The organism is Pantoea sp. A4, assembly GCF_000295955.2.
Lineage (GTDB): Bacteria > Pseudomonadota > Gammaproteobacteria > Enterobacterales > Enterobacteriaceae > Pantoea > Pantoea multigeneris.
In genome coordinates this window covers 119,992-144,304 of sequence record NZ_ALXE01000020.1, presented here as the reverse complement: position 1 = coordinate 144,304, position 24,313 = coordinate 119,992, and the positions used below count along the sequence as shown (strand labels likewise).

Genomic DNA, 24,313 nt, shown 5'->3' with positions numbered 1-24,313 from the left:
AGGCGCTCAAGGCCAGGATTTTTTCAGGCAAAAGGATATTTTGAGATGGGGTTAGTGTAGACCATGGAAAGGTTTCTATCACAGACGGGGAGCCTGGGATCTAAAAAATATGTTCTTATTTAGCGGGACATCACGTTTTTGGTTTTAAAAGCCGGGTTTGCCCTACTTACCCGCCGCCTGTTCAGCCATTTGCACAGGCGGCGGATAGGGTAGATCAACTAAATGATAAATAACGGGTTTTAGCGCTACTGTCAGAAGTTATACGTCATTCCAACCGTATAGCGGCGCCCGTCTAATACGGTGCTGTAGCTTGTGTAATCAATGCGTTTGTCCAGCAGGTTATACACGCCCGCTGAGAGCATCAGCGCCTTGGTGGCGTTATATTGAATACCCGCATCCAGCATACTGTATGAAGGCACGCCCTCTGCCATTGACGTGCGGCTCAGATACTCCGAGGTGCGGCTGCGGAAATTGAGTCGCGTCCACACGCCCATATCTTGCGTGGCCTGCCAGTCAAGCGTGGTATTGAACATGTGCTTAGGCATCTCATTCAATGGCTTACCGGCGAAGGGGCCGCTTTTTTGTTCGGACTGGGTAAAGGTATGGTTAGCGGTCCAGTTGAGGTCAGGCGTAATTTTCCAGCCAAAGGTAGACTCAACGCCACGCGTGTTGGCTTTATCGACGTTCATTCGATCGCTGATAAAGTCGTAACGCTGCCCGCCAATCTGACAGAGTGGATCGGCACTGCTGTTGCAACGGCGCACTTCCGTGATCTTATTTTTATACTCCGTGTTGAACAGAGTGATACCGGCATTCAGATCCTGATTGTTATCCCATATCAGGGCAATTTCCTGGCTCAGGCTCTTTTCTGGTTTCAGGTCGGGATTGCCAACAATAATGCCGTTCTGACGTCCGCCGCCGGTAACCTGTCCCCAACTGGCACTGGATTGGCGCAAATCCGGGGCGCGATAGCCAGCAGACACGCCGCCTTTTAACGTCCAGTGTTCGGCCAGATGCCAAACGCCATAGCCACGAGGTGTCCAGTTGCTGCCGTAATTCTGGTCACGATCCATGCGCAGTCCGGTGGTGAAGGCAAAATCTGGGGTGAGCTGCCAAAGATCTTCCGCAAACAGTGCCCAGCTCCAGCGCGTGAGTTTATTCAGGTCTTTCGCGGCTTCGAGCTGGTTGCCATTATCCACCAGCTTTTCATACAGATATTGACCACCAAGGGTTAAAGTATGATCGCCAAGGAACAGCTGGTTTTGCGTGTTCAGCGTGGTGTTTTCGGCCCGCATATCGCGTACCGGGTTGTTGGTCATTTCATGTTCTATATAGCTGGTGGTATTTAACGCTTCGTAATAGCCGTTATGGGTCAATGAGTAAGTATTGTGCTCATATCGAGTATCCGTCAGCGTATTGGGCGAACAAGTGCCGTTGCGACAAATTTCACTCTCTGAGGATTTACCCGGGGTGCTCTTTCTGTCCTGTAATTCGCGGGAGAACTCCAGATCAAAATCATTTTTATCATCGGGCGTCAGGTTGAAAGCCACCGCACCGTTACGCATGCGCTGTTCGTTGTACCCGGAGATGATTTTGTCTTCTGCGCGACGAGAAAACAGTCCAGTGACTTTCATCCCCAGAAGGTTATCAATCAATGGCCCGGAGGCATAAGCATTGGTCTGGTACAGGTCACCGGAGTCACGGTGCTCCTGAATCGTGGCATCCGCGTGTAGCGACCCTACCCACTGCTTAGTATTCGAGATTTTTTTGGTGATGATATTAATCACGCCACCCATGGCATCAGATCCATACAGCGACGACATCGGGCCACGGATCACCTCGATCCGTTCGATGGATTCCAGTGGCGGCATCCACCCTTGTTCTATCCCTGCGTTATCGCTATTGGGGCGCGTACTGCGGGTGTTCACCCGTTTACCGTTAATCAGGAATAAGGTGTATTTCGACGCCATACCACGAATGCTGATATCGCTACTGCTGGCACCGCCGGTTACCACTACGCCCGGCACATCTTTGAGCGCGTCCGTCACGTCACGATAGGCTTTGTCTGCAATCTGCTGTTGAGTAATCACTGAAATCGATGCCGGAGCATCCTGAATTTTTTGTGCGAATCCCGTGGCGGTAACCACCAGTGGCTGCTGGTCTTCCGCTTGCAGGGAAGGTGACAGTGTCACTAGTAGCGAGGCGGTCAGAAGATTGATGCGAAACATACGTTATTCCATTAAGCAAAGGATTATCTGTCGACGGATGCCATGCAACACAGCACCCGCCGCAATGTGTAAGGATTTCGAAATGCAATCTTACACATCTATGACCAAATGTAAAAAAGAATGAGATTAATAATCCTTCTCATTAGGGTGACAGGCGAAATTTTCGCTTCTGAGGGGTTGGCGAGTGAAAAGCACGTCACATACGCCTGGAGACTGAACGCTCATGTCTCAATGTGAGGTGTAAAACCATCCCCGTACAGTTCTCTGGCCTTAATCAATACCCGTTCACATCACAGATACGGCCTCATGCTGTGTCCACGTATAACGCGACCCTCTCCGCCAGCTATGTAAAATTTTGTAATATCCAGACAAAACCTGCGTAAAAAAGAGACTCTTAATTAGCAACTGCTATATTGTATAGCAAGTGCTATAACTCGGAGTCCACCATGTTCCCTACCCGCGTAATGTTCAGCCTTTTGTTGAGTTTGTTGCTGTCTACATCCTTGCCCGCTATTGCTACAACTGAAAAATTCAAAGTTGTCACCACCTTCACCGTGATCGCAGATATGGCGAAAAACGTTGCCGGAGATGCCGCCGAGGTGACGTCAATCACCAAACCTGGCGCGGAGATCCATGAATATCAACCCACGCCAGGGGATATTCGCCGGGCACAGGGGGCAGATCTGATTCTGGTGAACGGTTTTAATCTCGAACTGTGGTTTAGCCGTTTTTATCAACGTCTCAAAGGCGTCCCGGAAGTAGTGGTGACGCATGGCATTGAACCCATGGGCATTAATGCCGGTCCCTACAACGGGAAGCCGAATCCGCACGCCTGGATGTCCCCTGCAAATGCGTTGATCTACATCGATAACATTCGTGATGCACTGCAAAAGTATGATGCGAAAAATGCCGCCATCTACCAGGCAAACGCGGAGCGGTATAAAGCACAGATTCAAGAAGCCCTGGCACCGATTCGCGCCGCAATGGATAAGTTACCCCCACAGCAACGCTGGCTGGTCACCAGTGAAGGGGCTTTTTCCTATCTGGCCCGGGATTTCTCCCTGCACGAATTATACCTTTGGCCAATTAATGCCGATCAGCAAGGCACACCACAACAGGTGCGCAAAGTGATTGATGCGGTAAAAGCCAACCATATCCCGACCATCTTTAGTGAGAGCACCATCTCAGCCAAACCTGCCCAGCAGGTGGCCCGTGAAGCGGGTATTCATTATGGTGGCGTCTTGTATGTGGATTCCTTGAGCGCGCCAGACGGCCCAGTTCCGACCTATCTTGATTTGCTACGCGTCACCACAGAAACCGTGATTCGGGGTATTGAAGCGGGGGTTAAGCCATGAGCACCTTTCCTTTAAGCGTGAACAATCTCAGCGTGACCTATCGCAACGGCCATACTGCGTTGCGACAGGCAACTTTTTCCCTGCCAGCAGGCAGCATTACAGCACTGATTGGGGTCAATGGTTCCGGTAAGTCGACCTTGTTCAAGGCGATCATGGGATTTGTGCCGCTGACGACCGGCGAGGTACATCTCAGCGGTGAGCCGATACGCCAGGCTCTCAAACAGAACAAAGTTTCTTACGTACCTCAAGCGGAAGAGGTGGACTGGAGTTTTCCGGTTCTGGTGGAAGATGTGGTGATGATGGGCCGTTATGGCTACATGGGGATGCTGCGGATACCGCGAGCCGAAGATAAAAAACGTGTGGATGAGGCATTAGCCCGCGTGGGTATGAGTGACTTCCGCCACCGCCAAATTGGTGAACTCTCCGGTGGGCAAAAAAAGCGGGTTTTTCTGGCTCGGGCAATTGCACAGAGTGGCGAGGTGATTTTGCTGGATGAGCCCTTTACCGGCGTTGACATCCAGACGGAGACCGCCATCCGCCAGCTTTTGCAGGAAATGCGCGAGGAAGGACGCACCATGTTGGTTTCCACCCATGACCTGAATGCTATCCCGCACTATTGCGACCGCTGCGTGCTGGTAAGAAATACGGTATTAGCCAGCGGCACACTTGAAGAGGCCTACACAGCGGCAAATCTTGCCAGAGCCTTTGAAGGTACAAGCAACGCAGTCCACCTAACCTCTCAGCAACGGGTTAACCGCAGTGAGGCCAATCATGTCCTGGATTCTTGAGCCGTTCGGTTATCAATACATGCTCAATGCCATGTGGATCGCGGCCATGGTAGGCACCCTCTGCGCTTTTCTTTCCTGCTTCCTGATGCTGAAAGGCTGGTCGTTGATGGGGGACGCTTTATCCCACTCCATTGTTCCGGGTGTAGCGGGTGCCGCGATGCTGGGGTTGCCCTTCTCACTCGGTGCTTTTCTCTCAGGTGGTCTGGCGGCGGCCAGCATGTTGTTTCTCAACCAACGTACGCGCTTGAAAGAGGATGCGATCATAGGTCTGATTTTCTCTTCATTCTTTGGTATTGGCCTGTTTCTGGTCTCACTCAATCCCACGGGGATTAATGTTCAAACCATAGTTCTGGGTAATATTCTTGCGGTGACACCCGCAGATATCTTGCAGCTTGGCATTATTGGTGCGGTGACGTTGGTACTGCTGCTGTTGAAGTGGCGCGATCTGATGGTGACCTTTTTCGATGAAAGCCACGCCAGAACCCTTGGCCTGAACACGACGCGGCTTAAAATTCTGTTTTTTTCCCTACTTGCAGCAGCGGCCGTGGCGGCGTTACAGACCGTGGGGGCTTTTATGGTGATCTGTCTCCTCGTCACGCCAGGAGCCACGGCTTATCTCCTCACAGACAGGTTTCCGCGTTTGTTACTGATCGCGGTGGCAATCGGCAGTATTACCAGCTTTTTAGGGGCATGGGGCAGCTATTATCTTGACGGCGCAACAGGCGGCATCATTGTAGTGGCTCAGACAGTGGTCTTTTTATCTGCGTTCTTATTTGCCCCGAAACACGGTGTTCTGGCTGCGCGTCGTCGTGCACATGCAGTGCAGGAGGTACGCCATGAATGAGTTACTCGCGCCCTTCCAGTTCGAGTTTATGAATTTGGCGTTTGTGGTGACGCTGGCATTATCCCTGCCTTGCGCCATGCTATCCGCTTTTTTGGTGCTAAAAGGGTGGTCACTGTTGGGCGACGCGATGAGTCACGCGGTATTCCCTGGGATTGTGTTGTCCTGGCTGTTGGGGCTGCCCTACGCGATTGGGGCGTTTGTTGCCGGGATGTTCTGCGCTGTCGCCACGGGCTATATCAGTGAGAATAGCCGGATTAAGCCCGATACGGTGATGGGGATTGTCTTTTCAGGCATGTTTGGCGCGGGTTTAGTGCTGTACCTGAAATTACAGCCGGAAGTTCATCTCGACCACATCCTGTTTGGCGACATGCTGGGAATCTCCCTGGCTGATATTGTGCAGACCCTGTTGATTGCACTGCTGGTTTGCACGGTGATTGGGGCGAAATGGCGCGATTTACTGTTGTATGCTTTTGATCCGCAACACGCTATCGCTTGTGGCATCAATGGCAAACTGATGCATTATGGATTGTTGTGCCTGATTGCGTTGACCATTGTCGCCGCCTTGAAAGCGGTAGGTGTGATTTTGTCAGTTTCAATGCTCATTGCACCTGGGGCCATCGCCCTGCTGTTGGCGCGGCGTTTTTGGCAGGTGATGCTTGTAGCCATGTTGATTGCGAGTGTTACCGGTTTTGCCGGTGTTTATCTCTCCTTTTTCATCGATAGCGCGCCCGGCCCCACCATTGTGGTGTTGTATGCCGTGCTGTTCACGCTGGTTTTCTGTTATGCCACGCTGAAAGAGAAGAAGGTTCAAAAGGTGATGAATTGACAGACGAACAGCCCAGTTGCCTGGGCTGTTTATTTATAGAGGACTGGCGATCCGGTTAACCCGCACCACAGTGGTGATCATCGAGGCCAGCGACAGGCAGATAATCAACGCTCCAATGGCGCACATCGCCATGAAACCAAAGCGGTTAAACAACATCAACCCCGCCACACCGCCTAGCAGGAACGAGAGAATGGTGATGATGTGAGTAAGGAACTGTTTTCTCTGGGCTACCACTTCCTTAGAGTGATCGCGTCTGATCATTGCCGCAAACAGCGAGGCTAACGCAATCCCGGCATCAGTTAGGGTGCCGGTAATGTGGGTTGAGCGTACCCGTCCACTCGAAAGCTGGGTAGAGGTTGAATTATGTAACCCCATTAAAAAGCCCAACAGAACAATGATCTCCCTGTTATTACCGGGGGAATAATAAAACAGTTCAAACAGGGAGAGTGCCACCAGAGCAAACCCCTCAATCAACAATACCTGGCAAAAAATGATACGGTTCCCATTAGCCAGGCCGCTAATGACCGCGATCCGCGCCGTAATCGCCCCACCGACAAAGGCCAACAGCGTGGTGCCGAGAAAGAGCATGTTGCGAAGGTCAACGTTAGAGAGCTCGTTGGAAAGTTGTGACGTATTCCCGGTCATGTGTGAAGGGAAGAACCCAAACGCCCCCAATGCAATAGCATTTAGCATCCCCGCCGCAGTAGCCAGCCAGATAGCAAGATTCCTGTCCTCGCTATGGGTGCGGGTACGCTTTAGTTTAATCAGCATGAGACACCTCAATCAAAAATAGATAAACAGATTTAAAGTTACATCAGCTATAAGAAGATTTCGTTAAGAAAAAAGGACATTTTTTATTAATCATTTTAATCGTGACGATAAATGCAATAAAAGCTAAAGTTTTATATACATACGTAAATAATCCCACAGGATTTGATAAGAAAAACCTATATCTATCTGTGTACTATGCATTACCCCTATTTTTATTAAGCCTTAAACAGGCTGGTGATACCATGCGTTACTATTGCAGGAAGAGACTAATTGCCTGCTAATTCTCCAGGGTAGAGCAGAAAAAAATTTAAGGATAACTTAAGTTATTTACTTTCAATCACAACCATTACTTAACATTTAAACAACAACCCACCGCCTTTGGACACGGAATCCACTTCTGTCGTCACGCCTCTCATAAAGAAGAACAAAAGAAGAACATGAGATGCCTTGCCCGATGAACGCCCACCAGGAGGCAAACCGGGTTGCGGGTTAATCCGCTACGTCCTCACACTAAAATGAAATTTATATTCCAAAAAAAAGATGCGTGTAATCTGAATTATCAGGCTCGCATTAGGGTGATGTAAATTATTCTTAATAATCAGAATATTACATGATCATTCATTTTGCAGGTTCGAAAAAATACGCAACTTACGTCACACTTTTGAATCATAAAATCCAAATATTTAATTTTAGAAAGTATATTCCATTTAAGCGTTCAACTGCGAATACCCCTAACCGCTGTCCCTACACCACTCCTCTTACTGGACAGGTAATGTCTGTGTATTAGAGGTAAGGATATTCTATGGAAAACAGGCAAAACCGGTATAACCTGAAGTATGTAATGTTATGCTGTACCGTCGCAGCATTTGGCGGATTATTAATGGGTTACGACTCATCGATCATTTCTGGTGCCATTGAGCCCCTGAGTGAGTATTTCCTTTTATCCCCCGCTGAAACAGGATGGGCCGTCGCCAATATTTTACTCGGCAGTCTGGTCGGGTGTTTTATTGCACCTCGCCTTAGCGATAAATTCGGCCGTAAACGCTCCCTCGCCATTACAGCACTGCTATTTACCATCTCCGTGCTTGGCACCGCGCTGGCGCACAACTTCACCACCTTTGTTATCTTCCGCATCATTGGCGGGCTGGCGATTGGGTTGGCATCGGTGATTTCACCGATCTATTTGGCTGAGCTTTCCCCGTCCAAGTACCGTGGGAGAACAACAGCGCTCTACTCTGTATGCTGTGTGGGCGGGCAGTCAGTGGTTTTACTGACCAACTATTTTATTACCAAATCTTTGCTCCCGGAAGCAATGGTCGCCATGGGCTGGCGTTACATTCTGGCCACCGCGCTGATCCCTTGCGCTCTGTTCATGTTGCTGATTGCGTTTATTCCCGAATCGCCAAGATGGGATGTCTTAAAAGGCCGCTATAAAGAGGCGATGAAAACCCTGGCGAAAATTTCTAATAGCACCCACGCCGAGGTGGTATTTAACGAAATCAAAGGGTCATTCCAAACCAGTAATTCAGGACCAAAGAAAAGCTTCAGCCTGAATAAAACCACAGTCCCTTTGTTGGTACTTGGCATTGGGCTGGCTGTTGGTAACCAAATCAGCGGTATTAACGTGATTCAGTACTTTGGCCCTTCACTGCTGAAAAATGTCACCGGCAGCGTAGATTCAGCCCTGATTCAGACCTTCTGGTTGTCGGTTTGTCAGTTCGCTGGCGTGCTGATCGGCATGTCTATTGTGGATAAGATTGGTCGCCGCAAGCTGCTGCTGATTGGCGCATTAACCTCTAGCCTGTTTTTAACCTACTCGTTCTTTGCGTTCTACTATCACCTGCCTGGCGTTTTAGCGGTAGTCGGTCTGTTCGCCTACATGGTGTTCTTCGGCATCAGCTGGGGGCAACTGGTCTGGACCGTATTGGGCGAACTGTTCCCAACCGAAATTCGCTCAATTTGTGTGGGTATTTCAATCTGTGCCATGTCGATGGCGAACTTTATCATCAGCACCACCTTCCCGTTGCTTAACAGCAATGCCTTCCTGCTGGAAGTGTTCCACGGTGGTTTCCCGCTGCTGTTGTTCGCCATCTTCTCACTGGGCATGTACGTCTTCACCTTCCGCTATTTGCCGGAGACCGCAGGTGTTTCACTCGAGAAGATTCATGGTCTGGTGCTGGAAAAATTCAATGTAGAAGCTGAGTTACCCGAGACGACGGTGACACAGAACACCTCATCCTACGATATTCCGCGCCACTGATTGAATTTAACGTCGCTATCAGCCCGGGCAGCACTGTCCGGGCTGATTTATCGCCAAAACACCACCACGATTGACTTTTTCTTCTCTGTTAACCGGAGAATCACATTTGGTAACAATTAGCACACATCAACTGAAGGGATTACCAATTTATTGATTTAAATCAAAAAATATCCCGCCACCGCTTAATACTTCCGCACTACATCTTTGCCAACGTTGGCAAAAGTGATTGCCAACGTTGGCATCACTAAACATAATCGCAACATCTGGTATCAGCACAGTTGCTGTGGGAATGATTTGTGACCACACCGACGGTTTCAGATTTGGGGATATGCAGTGACTGCTTTATGCTGTGGGGTTCGATGTCTCCCTACACAGCGTAATGTGCTCATGACGAATAACGACGAAAAAAAACCACAAAAAGCCACAGCTGATGATGTTGCACGTATTGCTGAAGTCTCCAAATGGACCGTGTTGCGTGCATTTAAACCCGGCGCCTCCATTTCGCCCGAAGCACGAGAAAAAGTGATGGCCGCCGCAAATGAACTGGGCTTCAGACCCAACCTGCTGGCACGAGGCCTGAAACAGAGCAAAACCAACATCGTGGGGATCGTGGCCGATGAATTTAGTAATCCGCATACCCTGAGAATGTTAAAAGAGGCTACACAGCAGCTAAACCAGCGTGGGTACATGTCAATGTTGCTGAACATTGAATCCGCTGAGAACTATGATTCGGTATTACAGATGGCCAGTCAGTTGCAGGTAGATGGGCTGATTTATTTTGCCACCATCGTGAGTGAAGAGTTTTTGACCATTACCAAATCGCTTCATCACATCAGGGCAGTCCATGTGTTCCGAAACACCAACGCCGCAGATGTTGAAGTCGTAAATATTGATGGATTTGCCGCAGGTAAGCGTTTAAGCCAGCTGTTGATGGAGCAAAAATATCAGCGCTATGGCTACATGAAAGGACCGGATACCTCATCAAGCCATCTGATGCGCATGGAAGGCTACGCGACAGGATTAGAAGAAGGTGGTCAGCAACTTGATACCGTTTTAGTCGCCGGAAGCTACGACCGCGATCGTGGCTATGAAGAGATGTTGCAGTATCTGCGCACCACTCCGGCGTCTCAACGCATCGATGCGCTGTTTTGTGAAAACGATGTACTGGCGTTTGGTGCCATGCAAGCAATGCGTGATTTTGACCCACAGTTACACATGGGTGTTGTTGGCTTTGATGATATTGATGAAGCACGTACCTCAACCTGGAATCTGACCAGTTGGAATCAGCGCGCCGACTTACAAATTAGCGAAGCACTCAGCCGGTTGCTTGATAATAAACCGGGCGCTGACCAGCAATGGAAGAACGGTGAGTTACACGTCAGGCAGTCACATATTAAAATTTGACGTCCTGCTCGCCATTGTTTCCAATGGCGAGCCTTAATATAAGGAGAATATTTCACATCCCAGTAATAGCAGCTCACTTCAAATTAAAAAACTCATAATTAACACTGTCTAGTGGATTACTTCGCCTGAATTTTATTTAAGCGAGGCTGTTTCCATGTAGTCGGTGACTCTTATTCTATGGAGCATCGTATGGAACGTCGTAGTTTCATTAAAGCAGGTTTGGTTCTGGCAACAACAGGGACAGCCGCATCGGTATTTAAACCGGCAGGGGCGGCAGAAAAAATTTATAACGGTGGCAAGCTATGGCGAGCAAAAGAAACACTGCCGCCTACCCCGGCCGATCCTACAAAAAAAATGTACCTCAACCAACGTGAGTATGAATTAGTCACGGCTATTTTCGATCGTCTGATCCCAGCTGATGAATTAAGCATCAGCGCCTCTCAGGCGGGTTGTGTGGTCTTCATTGATAACCAACTGGCTGGCAGCTATGGCAAAGCCAGCTGGCGCTACAATACCGGGCCATTTGAAAAAGGAACGGATTCTCAAGGTAACCAGTCTCCTTTAACGCCGGCTGAAATTTATCGCCACGGGTTGAGCGAACTGGATACGCATTGTAAGAGCCTGACCGGTAAATCTTTCACTGACCTCGATGATGCCGCGAAAGATCATTATCTCGAACAAATGGAAGCAAATAACTTCAGCTATACTTCAATTTCAGGAAAAGAGCTATTTAGTCAGTTCTTAACGAATGTTCAGGAAGGCTTCCTCGCCGATCCTGTTTACGGTGGCAACCGTAATATGGTGGGTTGGCGCATGATTGGTTTCCCAGGCGCGAGATATGACTATCGCGATTACGCCCCGCTCAAGGGACAGAAACTTAATATTGAACCCATCAGCATTATTCAACTCCTGAAAGCTTAATAAGAAGAATATTATGAATTACACCAGACCAAAAGCGGATGCCGTTATTATCGGCCTCGGCTGGGCCGGTTCACTCATGGCTGAAGAACTGACCCGAGCAGGATTAAACGTCGTTGCCATTGAACGCGGCCCGTGGGAACAAACCCAAACTAACTTTTCTCCGGCGATTGCTGCTGATGAATTACGCTACGGTGTACGTCGCGAAATCCTCAAGCCCACCCGCGTTGAAACACTGACCTTCCGTAACGACAGCAGCCAAAAGGCGTTGCCGGCCCGCGACTGGAACGCCTTCCAGATGGGTTACAGCGTCGGTGGCGCGGGCAAGCACTGGGCTGCGAACGCCTGGCGCTTTAACCCTTCAGATTTCGAAATGGAAACCCGCCTGCGTGAACGCTATCACAACATGAAGCTGGCAGACGGTCTGATTGTTCAGGACTGGGGCGTAACCTACCAGGATCTTGAGCCGTTCTATGATCGCATCGAAAAAATTGCCGGTATTTCAGGTAAAGCAGGCGTGCTCAACGGTGAGAAACAGGATGGCGGAAATCCCTTTGAAGGAAGCCGCAGCAGCGAATATCCCACACCGCCGTTGATTCGCTCCCACTGGAACGACAAATTCCATCAGATCACCGAAAAAATGGGTTACCACCCCTTCCCGATCCCGGCAGGCACCATTGGCGCAGCCTACACCAACCCACTGGGAATTAATTTAGCCCCCTGCACCTACTGTGGCTATTGCGGTTTTTACGGCTGTGGTAACTGGTCCAAATCATCACCTAACATCTGCGTAGTTCCGGCATTGATGGATCGCACCAACTTTACCCTGCTGACTGAATGCACCGCATTGCATATCGATAAGGCTGAAGACGGCAAAACCGTCACGGGTGTGACCTTCCTGGATTCCGATGGCAATACCGGTTTCCAACCGGCAGATATCGTCTGTCTCACCGCTTACCAGTTGGACAACGTCCGTTTGCTGCTGCTGTCCAAAATTGGTAAAGCGTATGATCACGCAACTGGTGAAGGGACGCTGGGACGTGCCTATAACTACCAGACCATGTCCATGGGCTACCTCTACTATGAAAATGAACAGATGAACCCGTTCATTTCTACCGGCGCGCTCTCCACCCAGATCGATGATTTCAACGGCGATAACTTTGATCACACCGGTCTGGGCTTCCTGGGTGGTGCTGGCATTCAGGCGCTGTCCGATCAGGGAACACCATTGGGCATGACCGATCGCCTGCCACCAGGCAGCAAGATGTGGGGTTCAGAATGGAAAAAAACCTTCCAGAAGAGCTACCAGAACTACGCCAAGATCCAGGGTCAGGGAACATCTTACTCCCACCGTGACTCTTATCTGTCGCTGGACCCTAACTACAGCGACGAGAATGGCCAGCCATTATTGCGCCTGACCTTTGACTACAACGAGAACGACCGCCTGATGGCACGCTATATCCGCGATCGCATCGAAGATATTGCGAAGGTATCTGGCGCGACCTCGTGGGAGACCGAGTCTTTCCCGGATAAACATAACTCTCCGTTCCGCGCCTACGACAGCTCGCACACCATTGGTGGTGCCGTAATGGGTAAAGATCCTGCCACGTCCGTGTTGAACCGCTATCAGCAACACTGGGATGCCCACAACCTGTTTGTCATGGGTGCCTCTTCGTTCCCGAACAATGGCGGTTATAACCCGACGATTACCTTGAGCGCGCTGACGTTGTGGACGGCTCACGCCATCGTGAATACCTACCTGAAAAATCCAGGTCCAATGGTGAGCTGAGGAGAAGAAAATGGCGATTAAATTACGTAGCGCTGCTCTGGCGGTTGGCGCAGTCGTGGTGGCCGGTGCCCTGGGTTACACCGCACTGGTCGAGTACGGATTACACAAAAGCTATCCGCAGTCCATTAAGGTGGCAGACACGGCTTCTGCCGATCAAATTAAACGGGGCGAATATGTTGCCCGTCTGTCGGACTGTACGGCTTGCCACACGCAGGAAGGCGGCAAACCGTTTGCTGGTGGTTATACCTTACATACGCCGTTTGGTGACATTTTGTCCTCCAACATTACGTCGGACCAAGAGACCGGGATTGGCGGTTGGGATCAGGAGCAGTTTGATCGCGCGGTGCGCCATGGGGTGGGTTCACATGGTTATCTGTATGCGGCCATGCCTTACAATGCCTATGCCAAACTGACCGATCAGGATCTGGCCGATCTCTGGGCCTATATCCGCACCATCGCTCCAGTGAAGAATAAGGTGGTTGAAAACCAGCTACCGTTCCCGTTCAACCAGCGCTGGACGTTGGCAGGCTGGAACCTGATGTTCTTCCACGATCAGGTGTTCCAACCGCAGGAGTTATCCACGGCTGAAATCAACCGTGGGGCTTATCTGGTGGATGGTCCGGGCCACTGTGCCTCTTGCCATACGCCGAAGAACCTGCTGGGTGGTGACTCTTCCGCTTACTTGCAGGGCGGTGCCTTGCAGGGCTGGAATGCGCCAGATCTCACCTCAAATCCACACACGGGTTTGGGTAAATGGAGTAATGAGGATATCGTCAGCTATCTGCGTTCTGGCACCAACCGTGAAACGGCGTCCTCTGGCCCGATGACCGAGGCGATTGAGAACTCGACGCAATACATGACAGATGCCGATCTGCACGCTATCGCCAGCTATCTCAAATCGCTGCCTGCATCGAATACGCCGGTTCCTGCCGCCGTCGCCAGTACCAGCGAGCCGATGATTGTGGGCAAAAAGGTCTTTGAATCGCAGTGTAGCGCCTGCCATGTTTCAGACGGTTCAGGCATCCGACAGATGATCCCGACCCTCGCCGGAAACAGTCAGGTTAATGCGCCAGATCCAGCCAGCCTGTTGAATGTCGTGCTTAACGGCAGCGAGGGGCCGTTGACTCATGCTAACCCGACTGCTGCGGGGATGCCGGCCTTTGACTGGAAGCTGTCTGACAGCAATGTTGCTGATGTAATGACATACATTCGCAATAGCTGGGGTAATGCTGCCACAGCGGTTTCGGAGCAAGACGTTGCGAAAGCCCGAGCAGCCACCCATGCGAAGCCCTGGGCAGGTCATGCTGAATAACTACCGCCGTAACTAAAGAAAACCCCCACAGCAGTGGGGGTTTTTCATCATCCAGGCGTGCGCTGTTAATTTTTGGCCGCAAACTGGGTGTAGTTCTCTGGCGTAATGGTCTGATAAGGCACCCAGTTATAGGTTTCCACTTTTTTCTTCTCCAGTAAGGCCTTAACCACCTGCACGGCCCCGGTCGCCTGCCCTTTGGCATCCTGGAAAATGGTCAGCGTCATTTTGCCGTTTTTCACAAACTGCTGACCATCTGGCGTGCCGTCGATACCTGCTACAAGAACCTTCTCATTCTTCGCCTGGTTTAATGCCATGATAGCCCCGATCGCCATTTCATCATTATTAGCCGCAATCGCATCAATCGGACGCTGATTCAACAGCCAGCTAGAGACCACGTCCACCGCCTCGTTGCGCTGCCATTTGGCGCTCTGTTTTTCGATCACTTTCATGTCTTTATACTTAGCGATAACCGCCTCTACCGCTTTGGTACGTTCACGGGCTTCCTCATTTGACAGCGCTCCCATTAAAATCGCGACATTACCTTTGTAATTCATTTTCTTCGCCAGGGCCTCCATCTGCATTTGACCACCCAGCGCAGAATCAGAGCCCACATACGCCATATTTTCTGGCAGTTTCACCTCAGGTTTACGGTTCACGAACACCAGCGGGATACCGGCATTTTTTGCCGCAGCAATCATGGGTTGAACACCCTGGGTATCCACCGGGTTGAGGATAATTGCATCCACACCCTGATTAATAAAATCGTCTATTTGCTGAACCTGAACGGCAACGTCCCCCTTGGCATCAACAAACTGGCTGTTGAGCTGGTTGTCTTTTAACTCCTTCTCCATCTGGGTACGGAGAATAGAGACAAAGTTAAGATCAAAGTTCGCCAGTGCAACACCCACGGTGAAGGTCTTGGCACTCACACTCAAGCTAAGCAGCAGCGAACAGAGCAAAATCATCAGATTTCTGGTTTTCATAAGGTATTCCTGTAGGGGTGAGATATTATTTTTTTTTCAATACCATGCAGTTCGCCTGGCAACAGGCAAATACCCGGCGGCCACAGATTTACAGCGTAAAATGATCGCGGAACTGCTCCAGTGCAGCCGTGCTGTCTCCGCTGGCCCAGCCTTCCATCGCGACCGTGCCCTGGTAACCCATGTCATTCAGCGTTCGGGCGATGGCGCGGTAGTTAATTTCTCCCGTCCCTGGCTGCTGGCGGCCTGGGACATCCGCCACCTGAATTTCTCCGATGGCCGAACCCGCGCGGCGAAGTAATTCAATCAGGTTCCCTTCACCAATCTGTGCGTGATAAAGATCCAGATTCATTTTGAGTGCCGGGCTATTGACGGCTTCCACCAGCGCCAGGGTATCCGCCGCCAGCGCAAAAGGTGTGCCCGGATGGTCAACCGGCAAGTTGAGATTTTCAAGGGTGAAAACGCGCCCCGCCGCTTCGCCCAGTTTGGCAACCTGCCGCAGTGTCTCAGCCGCTTTCAGCCACATGGCCCCCGTGACGACCTCTACGGGTTTCACCGGCAAGCCTTTGTCATTCAGCCCGGTCCCATGCAGGTTAAGGCCAGGACAATTTAACCGTTCAGCCACGGCCAGTGAGGCTTCTGCGCTATGTAATAGCTGTGCAATCTCCGCGTCGTCAGTCAAATTGCCGCTGAGGTAGCCGGTCATTGAGGTAAAGCGCGCTCCGGTTGCCGCCAGTGCATCAATATCTTTATTCGCCCAGCCCCAGATCTCGACGCCAAATCCGAGTTGATGAATACGTTTAACCCGCTCGACAAACGGAAGATCGAGAAACACCATTTCGGCACAAACTGAGAGTGAATAGCTGGCCATTAGTGTCCTCCCAGCTTGATCGGTTGCTGCTGAAGGGCTGACTCAATGCAGGCCAGAGCAATTTCCAGCGCATTGCGGGCATCTTCGCCGGTTGCTCGTGGCACCTCGCCACTGCGAATACAGCGTGCAAACTCCGTGAGTTCCGCGACATAAGCCGCATTCAGCAGATCGGAATCGAGACGCGAGGTTTCGATAGCAATACCGTCCTGGTGGTAGCGCACACAGTGATTGGCATTGATATGTCCCGCCTGCAGCATCCCTTTGCTACCAAACACTTCACCGCGTACGTCATAACCGTAGACCGCCTGGAAACTGGCTTCCGCGATAGCGATCGCGCCGTTGTCAAAGCGCAGGGTGACAACCGCAGTATCCAGCAGACCTTTATCTTTGTAGTCTGGACGAATTAAGGCATCGGCCAGTACATAGACCTCCGTTGGACGGGCTCCTGGGTTGAAGTGCAGCAAAGTATCAAAGTCATGAATCAGGGTTTCGAGGAAAATGGTCCACTGCGGGATCGGAGCCGGATCGCGCAGGCCAGGATCTCGCGTCAATGAACGGCTCAGCTGTGTTGTCCCATTTTCACCGGTCTTGATGGCGGTGATAGCGGCAGCAAAGCCGCTGTCGAAGCGACGGTTAAAACCGACTTGCAACACCACCCCCGCCTGTTTAGCCGCCGCAATTGCCCGGTCCGCTTCCTCTAACGTCACCGCCATCGGCTTTTCACAAAACACATGTTTGCCCGCCTGCGCAGCGGCAATCACCCATTCCGCGTGAGTACGCGCCGGAGCCGCAATGACAACCGCATCAATATCGGCATCCTGTAACAGCGCATGGAGATCGCTGTAAAACTTCGCTACGCCAAGCCGCTGAGCCAGTTTCTCCGCCGCACCGGCAACAGGATCGGCTACAGCCGCTAACACTGCACCGGGAATACGCCAGGCCAAATTCTCCGCGTGGAAGCTGCCCATTCGGCCCGCGCCAATCAGGCCAACACGAACAGGTTGAGTAGATAATGTCATCGTTACTCCTTGTTATTTAAGCGTTATGCAGCGGTAGGGTTGGTGTTGTCCACATTGAGATTGGCTTAAACACCTGTCTGGAGATGAAATTGCAAACCTGATGCCAGGTTTATATCGGGGTTTTCTGTGACGAGAGGCGCAGGAACAGAGGTGGGATTGGCAGTAAACTTTACATGTCAACTTAACATGTAAAGATAATGAACATACCTCGCCCAGTGGGATCCGTTATGCAGACGCAAATTCGACTTCCGGTCAAAGATGAAAGCGATCCGATTTTCAGCCTGCCTGATTCCGCTGAGGCTGCGGAGTGGCACAGCCTGCTGTGGCAGGGGTGGCAAAGCTTCCAACGGGGCGAGCACCCAGGCTGGATGCGACAAAGTATTCTCCACTCCTGGCAACGTTCACAGCAGAGACAGATCGATCCGGCGCATTTTAGCTACATCTCACCGCCTGCCGAGGAGCTTGCAGCTATCCTGGAATACAACGCCGAGCTGGTGCTGGTGGCACGCAGCATCATGGAAAATTTGCTGGCCTATAACCCGGATGGCCATATTAATCTGACGGATGCGCAAGGCGTGACGCTGCACTACTGCGGCGCTGATCTCACCCCGGTTGGCAGTATTTTGCGCGAAGATGTGCTCGGAACGAACTGCACCGCGCGTTGCCTGATCGAACAGCGGCTGGTCTATGTATTGAGCGGGGAAAACTGGAAACTCGATCTGCGTAAACGTCACTTCCAGTGTGCGGCCGCGCCAGTGCGTGCGGCCAACGGGAAGCTAATTGGCGTGCTAACCCTGACGGCAACGCCCGATAACTTTAATGCGCATACTCTGGGTACCGTGCAGGCGGCAGCAGAGGCTGTCGGGCAGCAGCTTATCTTGCGCCGTTTGCTGGCCGAGCAACAGTCGATTCTGGAAACCCTGAATGAAGGCGTGATTGTCTGTGATAGCCTCGGCAGGATCAAAACCCTGAACCGCTATGCCCGTCAGCTATTTGGTGGCCTCGACCCACAAGCGGGGCCAATCGACGTCCTGCTCAAGCCACAAAATGCTTCTCTGCTTACGCTGCCGTTTTGCAACGATCGCGAACTGCTGTTCCATCCGGAAGGCATGGCTCCGGTTGCCTGCCTGATTTCGCTGATCCCGGCACCGGACGGTGGGCGGGTTCTTTCTCTGCGCGAAGTTCAGCGCATTCGGGCCATTAGCCGTAAAGTGATGGGCTCAAGTGCCAGCTATACCTTTGAGATGATTCAGGGTATCGCCCCCCGCCTGTTGCAGGCGATTCAGAAAGCGCGCGCCAGCAGCCGGAGTGACAGCACCGTGTTACTGAACGGGGAGAGTGGCACGGGCAAAGAGCTGTTCGCCCAGGCCATTCACAACGCCAGCGCACGTCACGCCGAACCCTTTATCGCGCTCAACTGCGGCGCGTTGCCACGCGATTTGGTGCAGAGTGAGCTGTTTGGCTACGTTGATGGGGCTTTCACCGGCTCAAGACGCGGCGGTGCCGCAGGGAAATTTGAGCTGGCCGATGGTGGCACGCTGTTTCTTGATGAAATTGGTGAAATGCCGCTGGAAGCGCAAACCAGCCTGCTACGCGTGCTACAGGAGAGCGAAGTATTACGCATCGGTGCTGCTACGCCAATTGCGGTTAACGTGCGTATCATTGCCGCGACCCACTGCAACCTACTGGATGCCGTGGAAAAAGGCGCGTTTCGTCGCGATCTCTACTATCGCCTCAACGTAATTTCGCTGGAAATTCCGCCGCTGCGTGCGCGCCAGGAGGACATTGCATCACTGGTGAATACCTTTATTCATGCCCTTTGTACCCGCCTGAAACGTATGCCGCCGCAGATGTCACCCGAAGCGATGCAGTGTCTGCAAGCGTGGCACTGGCCGGGTAACGTGCGTGAACTGGAGAACCTGATCGAACGCATGGTCAATCTTTGCCAGGAGACGGAAATCACGCTACAGGACTTGCCGGAAGAGATGACCGAGCACCGGCATGTCAGCTCGTCAGAACACACCCTCTCCTCATTACAAGACAGTGAGCGTCAGCATATCCTCACGGTGATCGCCCAGATGCAGGGCAATTTACGACAATCCGCGCAGGTACTGGGCATTTCACGCACTGCGTTGTATAACAAGCTGAATTTATGGGGCATCGATATGGCGGCACTGCGCAAGTCTTAACGACAGCGCGAGAATATGCGGGACAAAATGCTTGAACAGATAACCGATGCGAATCATTCCTCCGCATCGGTTACAGGCTAGCTCTGCAACACGGCTTTTACTGGCACATAATAATTTAACGCGACGTTCCCCTGCTCATCACCGAAACGTGCCCTGCCCTGTAAAATAAACTCTTCGATATCCATGCCATCGACGCGATTTAATTGCATATCATGTAATCTGACATTGTAAATATGCTTAATAAAGCTTTCCACTCGCGTGTAATGGCCACGAAAGGTGAATTTCGCATAACAGGCATCCCCGATCAGCGGAATTTCGGAGGTGGCTGAGCCGGTGTAGCTCTCCATCGCCTCCGGAGGTACACAGGTAATATAGCCATATTTTACGCCATGCAGTTCAATGCCTGACAATTCGGGTCCAGTGAGGCAATAGACCTTGTCAGGCTTTACCGAAAACTGCGCCAGAAAGTTATCCCATTTGCTTTTTCGTTGTGCCACGGGATGCTTGTCCAACTCCTCGGGACTCAGCATGTAGCTATGATACAACCCCTGTAAGTTGGCGACAGGCGCTGACGTCAGCGTAACGGGATGATGAAATTCTGGATCATACTTTTGCAACGTGGGATACAGTATTTCCCAGTTCATCGTACTGTTCTGTCTGATTTGCCCCGGCGTTAACCGAAAGTGTTTCATAAACTCTTTGTTTAACGTTTGCTGTGAGTCATAGTCAAACCATGAGGCAATTTCAGCCAGCGGCATAGAAGAGTATTTAACCACCTGCGCGGCCAGTGCGAGTCTGCGACGGCGGCAATACGTAGCAATATTAATCCCTGTTACCTCTGTAAATACGCGCTGCAAATACCACTTTGAATAACCTGATCGTGAAGCGATGTCATCTATTCTGAGTGGCAGATGTTTATGTTCTTCAATCCACTCCACCAGATTATCAATACTGCTTTTTATCATTTCCCTTCCCCAGACGGCATCAATTCATTCTGATGATGATTTTTATTTTTAATATTGACTGCTAAATAGCCTAGCCAAATTGGCGGCAACTGACGACTGCACAAAAGTCTAATCTTTAGAGCCCTGCGCATAGCGATAATAATGATTCTCATTTGCTTGTAAAGCGTTTACTCAAGGATACCTCATGCGTGTTTGCTTCACCCCCAGGCCGGTAAAAACCAGTCTGGCCGTCGCGGTTGGCGTTGTTTTGTATGGATCATCTTTTGGCACCCCTGCCGCCGAAACGCTGAGTCTGGTGGATTCTGCGCCAGCAAAAACCACGACCAGCACCAGGAAAGACAATAATAAAGCGCTTATCGAAGAGGATGCAGGGACGCTGCTGGTTACCGCAAAGCCTGAAGAAGCCCTCAAGCAGCAAGCGGGCGCGTCGCTAATTACCCAGCAGGATATTGAAAAACAGCCTCCGGTGAATGATCTGTCAGAAATCATCCGCAAGATGCCCGGCATTAACTACACCGGTAACGGCGGGACCGGTGCTCGCGGCAACGATCGGCAGATCGATATTCGCGGCATGGGACCGGAAAATACCCTGATTCTGATTGATGGCGTACCGGTCACGTCTCGTGCGTCAGTTCGCTATGCCTGGACCGGTGAGCGTGATTCCCGTGGTGATACCAACTGGGTACCCCCGGAGATGGTGGATCATATCGACATTCTGCGTGGCCCTTCGGCGGCGCATTACGGCTCAGGCGCGATGGGCGGCGTGATCAACATCGTCACCAAGCGCCCAACCAATGACTGGCATGGCTCACTGTCACTGTTTACCAGCCAGCCCGAGGATGACAAAGAAGGTGCGACTAAGCGCTCGACCTTTAGCTTAAGCGGTCCGCTGGTCAAAGATGTATTAACGATGCGTATGTACGGCAACATCAACAAAACCGATGGCGATGCCTATGACATCAACAAAGCGCAGAACGGAACCAGCGCCGCTGGCCGTGAAGGCGTACGTAACCGCGATATTAATACCGGGCTGACCTGGAAAATAGATCCCCGCCAGTACGTTGATTTTGATTACGGCTTTAGCCGCCAGGGCAATATTTATGCCGGTGACACGCAATACAGCAACGGGCGCACTACGTTGCCCCAGTCGCTGGTGGGCCAGGAGACCAACCGGATGTATCGTCAGAACTACAGCCTGACGCACAACGGTATTTGGGACTGGGGGCAGTCAAAAACCATTCTGAGCTACGAGCGCACGAAAAACTCACGCATGAACGAAGGGCTGACCGGCGGTATTGATGGCACCATCACCAATACCCAGTTCAGCGACAGTAACTACAAAACCTGGCGTGCCAGCCAGGAATTTACAGTTCCGTTCACTCTGTGGGTAGACAATACCCTTACGGCTGGCTTCGAGTGGGATCGTGAAGCATTAAATGATCCCGCAGCGACCTCCACCAACGTTGATGTCACCACTGTCGGGGGTGTCTCAGGAAACTCGGCCCTGCGCAGCAGCAAAAATAGCCAGCAGCTTAGCGCTATCTACCTGGAAGACACCATTGATGTGCTACCAGGCACCACGCTGATTCCAGGTATTCGCTTCGACTACAGCGATAAATTTGGCAACAACTGGAGCCCCAGCCTCAACCTTTCGCAGGATTTAGGCGACCACTTCAGCCTGAAAGCCGGTATTGCGCGCGTCTTTAAAGCCCCTAACCTGTATCAATCGAGTGAAGGCTATCTGTTAGCCAGCAGCGGCAACGGCTGTGCAATTAATAGCACCAGCGGCTGTTATTTAATGGGTAATGGCAATCTGCATCCTGAAGTCAGCGTTAATAAAGATATCGGCATTCAGTGGAATGACAGTGGCTTTGCCGCCGGTCTGACCTATTTCCGTAACGACTATCAGAACAAAATCGTTTCCGGTACCGATACGGTGCAGTCAGTCTACGTCAACAGTACCTACTACTCAGAATGGTATGACGTTTATCGCTGGGAGAATGGCGGTAAAGCTGTCACTCAAGGCCTGGAGGGGAACCTGACCTTACCTCTGGTAGCGGATAAACTGACGTGGCGTACAAACGCGACCTATATGTTTACCTCGAAGCAAAAATCGACCGGCAATCCACTCTCGCTAGTACCGAAATATACGTTGAACCACATGCTGGACTGGAATGTTACTGATAATCTCTCAACCAACATTTCCTGGACTATGTACGGTCGAATTCATCCGCGTACCCACGCAGAGCACCGCCGGGACAGCACCACCGATACGGAGTTGCCGGCCTACTCTATTTTCGGCTGGAACCTCAAATATGATCTGAACCACAACGTTCGCTTCAACGCCGGGATTGGTAACCTGTTTGACAAACAGATCTATCGTTCCAACGAAGGTGCTTATACCTTCAACGAACCGGGCCGTTATTACTACGTTGGCATCACTACCTCTTTCTAATCAATAACCTATGATAAACCGCCCCTGCTGGGCGGTTTTTTTCTGCCGCCTTCCCCACAGCAATTTACGGCTTTGATCATAAATTGTGCGCCCGATCTCCAATTGCAGACACTCAATGAGATATATCTATTAACACGATATATCTAAATTCACACATCCCCGGTTACCGAAGTCAGTTTTGACATCCTCCCCGCCCTAAAGGGCAAGGATTCCTGCTTCCAGACGGCAATGTCCTGCCGCGAGTATGTTCTTTGCGGCGTTTACGTCGCGGTCATGAGTGGTTCCGCACTCACAACAAGTCCATTCTCTTATTCGCAGGCCTGCTCTACCTTTCGGACTGTTAGCGGAGATAGCCCCGCAACACGAACACGCCTGGGTGGAATACTTTTCGTTGACCACTTCAAACACCACTGACCGCGCAATCGCTTTGTATTCCAGTTGTGTTTTGAGCATCGCCCAGCCAGCGTCCAGAACGCTCTTCGCCATTCTGGTTTTGGCTAACTGGCTGCTGCTCACGTCGCCCACGAAGATTGCCGCATGGCGGTTTACCAGCGCCGTGCTGTACTTGTGCAGGGCATCTTTGCGGCGGTTCTTGATTTTTGCATGAATGGCGCGGACACGGGCTTTCTTGCCTGCCCGCTGCGCCTTGCCTAACGCGGGCTCCAGGTCGCGATAGAAACGCCCTGCAACCAGCGCTTCACCCTCTGACGGGGTGGCGTAGTCTTTTAATCCCAGGTCTATACCAACAGCAGTTGTGCCGGTGGTCGACGCGGTATCGACCTGCACGCAGATATTGAAATACCAGCGCCCCCGGCTGTCTTCTGAAAAGCTCCCCGCGCGGAAGGTGTAACCTGCCAGACCGTAGCTGTCCCAGACCTTAAAATAGTGGCCCGCGAACTTCACGCAGCCGTTCTGCCACTGCGCCGCCCGCGATTTAAACGGGATCCAGCCCAGGGAACGGCGAGCGCCACCAGTGACACGCCAGCTCAGCCGGGAACGTTTACACTGCTTCCGTGCCTTGCCATGGTCGGCGATCACTTCCTGTACGGTCGCGCTGCCAATGGTATAGCCGCGTGCTTTCTGAATCCCCGCCGTCAGTTTTTGAACATCAAACGCCGATAGCCATCTGGGAACCTGCGCACCAAAAGCGCCAGCGTTGCTGTAAGCCGCGCTGGTTAACTCATTTGCCAGATTAAAGACCTGATTAACCTCAAAGGCCATCTGCCGCAATACGGCGGCGTGCTTGTCTTTAACCCTGACTGACAATGTTTTGGTCTGGATGCTCATAGGGCGCTAAATTACAGGTCAAAATTGAATCATTCAAGGTGAGTTTATGAAG

The 24,313-nt window shown here is 51.4% G+C and carries 18 protein-coding genes; 11 read left to right on the top strand and 7 right to left on the bottom strand.

What is annotated here, in order from left to right:
- Positions 1–251: 251 nt before the first annotated feature.
- Complete coding sequence (locus B880_RS0107395; protein WP_017346755.1) at positions 252–2,228, bottom strand: ligand-gated channel protein; 1,977 nt, start codon at positions 2,226–2,228, stop codon at positions 252–254.
- Between the two features lie 464 nt (positions 2,229–2,692).
- Between B880_RS0107395 and B880_RS0107390 the strand changes: the two genes are divergently transcribed.
- Genes B880_RS0107390 through B880_RS0107375 form a run of 4 tightly spaced genes read left to right on the top strand, consistent with a single transcriptional unit; the run spans position 2,693 to position 6,041 of the window.
- Positions 2,693–3,583 (top strand): metal ABC transporter substrate-binding protein, encoded by an 891-nt coding sequence (locus B880_RS0107390; RefSeq protein WP_237760996.1) that lies wholly within the window; start codon positions 2,693–2,695, stop codon positions 3,581–3,583.
- Positions 3,580–4,371: a manganese/iron ABC transporter ATP-binding protein gene (locus B880_RS0107385; RefSeq protein ID WP_017346753.1), complete on the top strand. Its 792-nt coding sequence runs from the start codon at positions 3,580–3,582 to the stop codon at positions 4,369–4,371. Before B880_RS0107390 ends, B880_RS0107385 begins: the two co-directional genes overlap by 4 nt.
- Entirely contained in the window at positions 4,355–5,215 is an 861-nt protein-coding gene (locus B880_RS0107380) for a metal ABC transporter permease (protein ID WP_017346752.1), read from the top strand. Before B880_RS0107385 ends, B880_RS0107380 begins: the two co-directional genes overlap by 17 nt.
- Entirely contained in the window at positions 5,208–6,041 is an 834-nt protein-coding gene (locus B880_RS0107375) for a metal ABC transporter permease (protein WP_017346751.1), read from the top strand. The genes B880_RS0107380 and B880_RS0107375 overlap by 8 nt, the downstream gene beginning before the upstream one ends.
- Positions 6,042–6,074: 33 nt before the next feature.
- Here B880_RS0107375 and B880_RS0107370 read toward each other — a convergent pair whose 3' ends face one another.
- Positions 6,075–6,812, bottom strand: a complete 738-nt coding sequence (locus tag B880_RS0107370) for a YoaK family protein (protein WP_017346750.1) — start codon at positions 6,810–6,812, stop codon at positions 6,075–6,077.
- Between the two features lie 802 nt (positions 6,813–7,614).
- On the opposite strand from B880_RS0107370, the gene B880_RS0107365 reads away from it, so the two are divergent.
- The 5 genes from B880_RS0107365 to B880_RS0107345 all read left to right on the top strand — a co-directional run bounded on the left by B880_RS0107365 (position 7,615) and on the right by B880_RS0107345 (position 14,495).
- Positions 7,615–9,072, top strand: a complete 1,458-nt coding sequence (locus B880_RS0107365; protein WP_017346749.1) for a sugar porter family MFS transporter — start codon at positions 7,615–7,617, stop codon at positions 9,070–9,072.
- Between the two features lie 387 nt (positions 9,073–9,459).
- Positions 9,460–10,476 (top strand): LacI family DNA-binding transcriptional regulator, encoded by a 1,017-nt coding sequence (locus B880_RS0107360; RefSeq protein ID WP_017346748.1) that lies wholly within the window; start codon positions 9,460–9,462, stop codon positions 10,474–10,476.
- A 189-nt stretch (positions 10,477–10,665) separates the two neighbouring features.
- Positions 10,666–11,397 (top strand): gluconate 2-dehydrogenase subunit 3 family protein, encoded by a 732-nt coding sequence (locus B880_RS0107355; RefSeq protein WP_017346747.1) that lies wholly within the window; start codon positions 10,666–10,668, stop codon positions 11,395–11,397.
- Positions 11,398–11,410: 13 nt separating this feature from the next.
- Positions 11,411–13,183 carry a GMC family oxidoreductase gene (locus B880_RS0107350; protein ID WP_017346746.1) on the top strand — a complete coding sequence of 591 codons (1,773 nt, stop codon included), beginning with the start codon at positions 11,411–11,413 and terminating at the stop codon, positions 13,181–13,183.
- 10 nt (positions 13,184–13,193) lie between these two features.
- On the top strand, positions 13,194–14,495 hold the full coding sequence (locus B880_RS0107345; RefSeq protein ID WP_017346745.1) for a c-type cytochrome: 1,302 nt from the start codon (positions 13,194–13,196) through the stop codon (positions 14,493–14,495).
- Between the two features lie 65 nt (positions 14,496–14,560).
- On the opposite strand, the gene B880_RS0107340 is transcribed toward B880_RS0107345, so the two are convergent.
- From B880_RS0107340 to B880_RS0107330, 3 genes are all read right to left on the bottom strand, one after another.
- Entirely contained in the window at positions 14,561–15,478 is a 918-nt protein-coding gene (locus tag B880_RS0107340; RefSeq protein WP_017346744.1) for a substrate-binding domain-containing protein, read from the bottom strand.
- An 88-nt stretch (positions 15,479–15,566) separates the two neighbouring features.
- Positions 15,567–16,346, bottom strand: a complete 780-nt coding sequence (locus tag B880_RS0107335) for a TIM barrel protein (RefSeq protein WP_017346743.1) — start codon at positions 16,344–16,346, stop codon at positions 15,567–15,569.
- Positions 16,346–17,365, bottom strand: a complete 1,020-nt coding sequence (locus B880_RS0107330; protein WP_017346742.1) for a Gfo/Idh/MocA family oxidoreductase — start codon at positions 17,363–17,365, stop codon at positions 16,346–16,348. The genes B880_RS0107335 and B880_RS0107330 overlap by 1 nt, the downstream gene beginning before the upstream one ends.
- A 227-nt stretch (positions 17,366–17,592) precedes the next feature.
- Between B880_RS0107330 and B880_RS0107325 the strand changes: the two genes are divergently transcribed.
- Entirely contained in the window at positions 17,593–19,554 is a 1,962-nt protein-coding gene (locus tag B880_RS0107325) for a sigma-54-dependent Fis family transcriptional regulator (RefSeq protein WP_017346741.1), read from the top strand.
- Positions 19,555–19,631: 77 nt separating this feature from the next.
- Here B880_RS0107325 and B880_RS0107320 read toward each other — a convergent pair whose 3' ends face one another.
- The gene (locus B880_RS0107320; protein ID WP_192841074.1) at positions 19,632–20,492 is read right to left on the bottom strand and encodes a helix-turn-helix domain-containing protein; all 861 of its coding nucleotides are present in this window, start codon (positions 20,490–20,492) and stop codon (positions 19,632–19,634) included.
- A 211-nt stretch (positions 20,493–20,703) separates the two neighbouring features.
- Between B880_RS0107320 and B880_RS0107315 the strand changes: the two genes are divergently transcribed.
- Positions 20,704–22,974: a FepA family TonB-dependent siderophore receptor gene (locus B880_RS0107315; RefSeq protein ID WP_017346739.1), complete on the top strand. Its 2,271-nt coding sequence runs from the start codon at positions 20,704–20,706 to the stop codon at positions 22,972–22,974.
- 195 nt (positions 22,975–23,169) lie between these two features.
- On the opposite strand, the gene B880_RS0107310 is transcribed toward B880_RS0107315, so the two are convergent.
- Positions 23,170–24,261 carry an RNA-guided endonuclease InsQ/TnpB family protein gene (locus B880_RS0107310; RefSeq protein WP_026042476.1) on the bottom strand — a complete coding sequence of 364 codons (1,092 nt, stop codon included), beginning with the start codon at positions 24,259–24,261 and terminating at the stop codon, positions 23,170–23,172.
- Between the last annotated feature and the right edge of the window lie 52 nt (positions 24,262–24,313).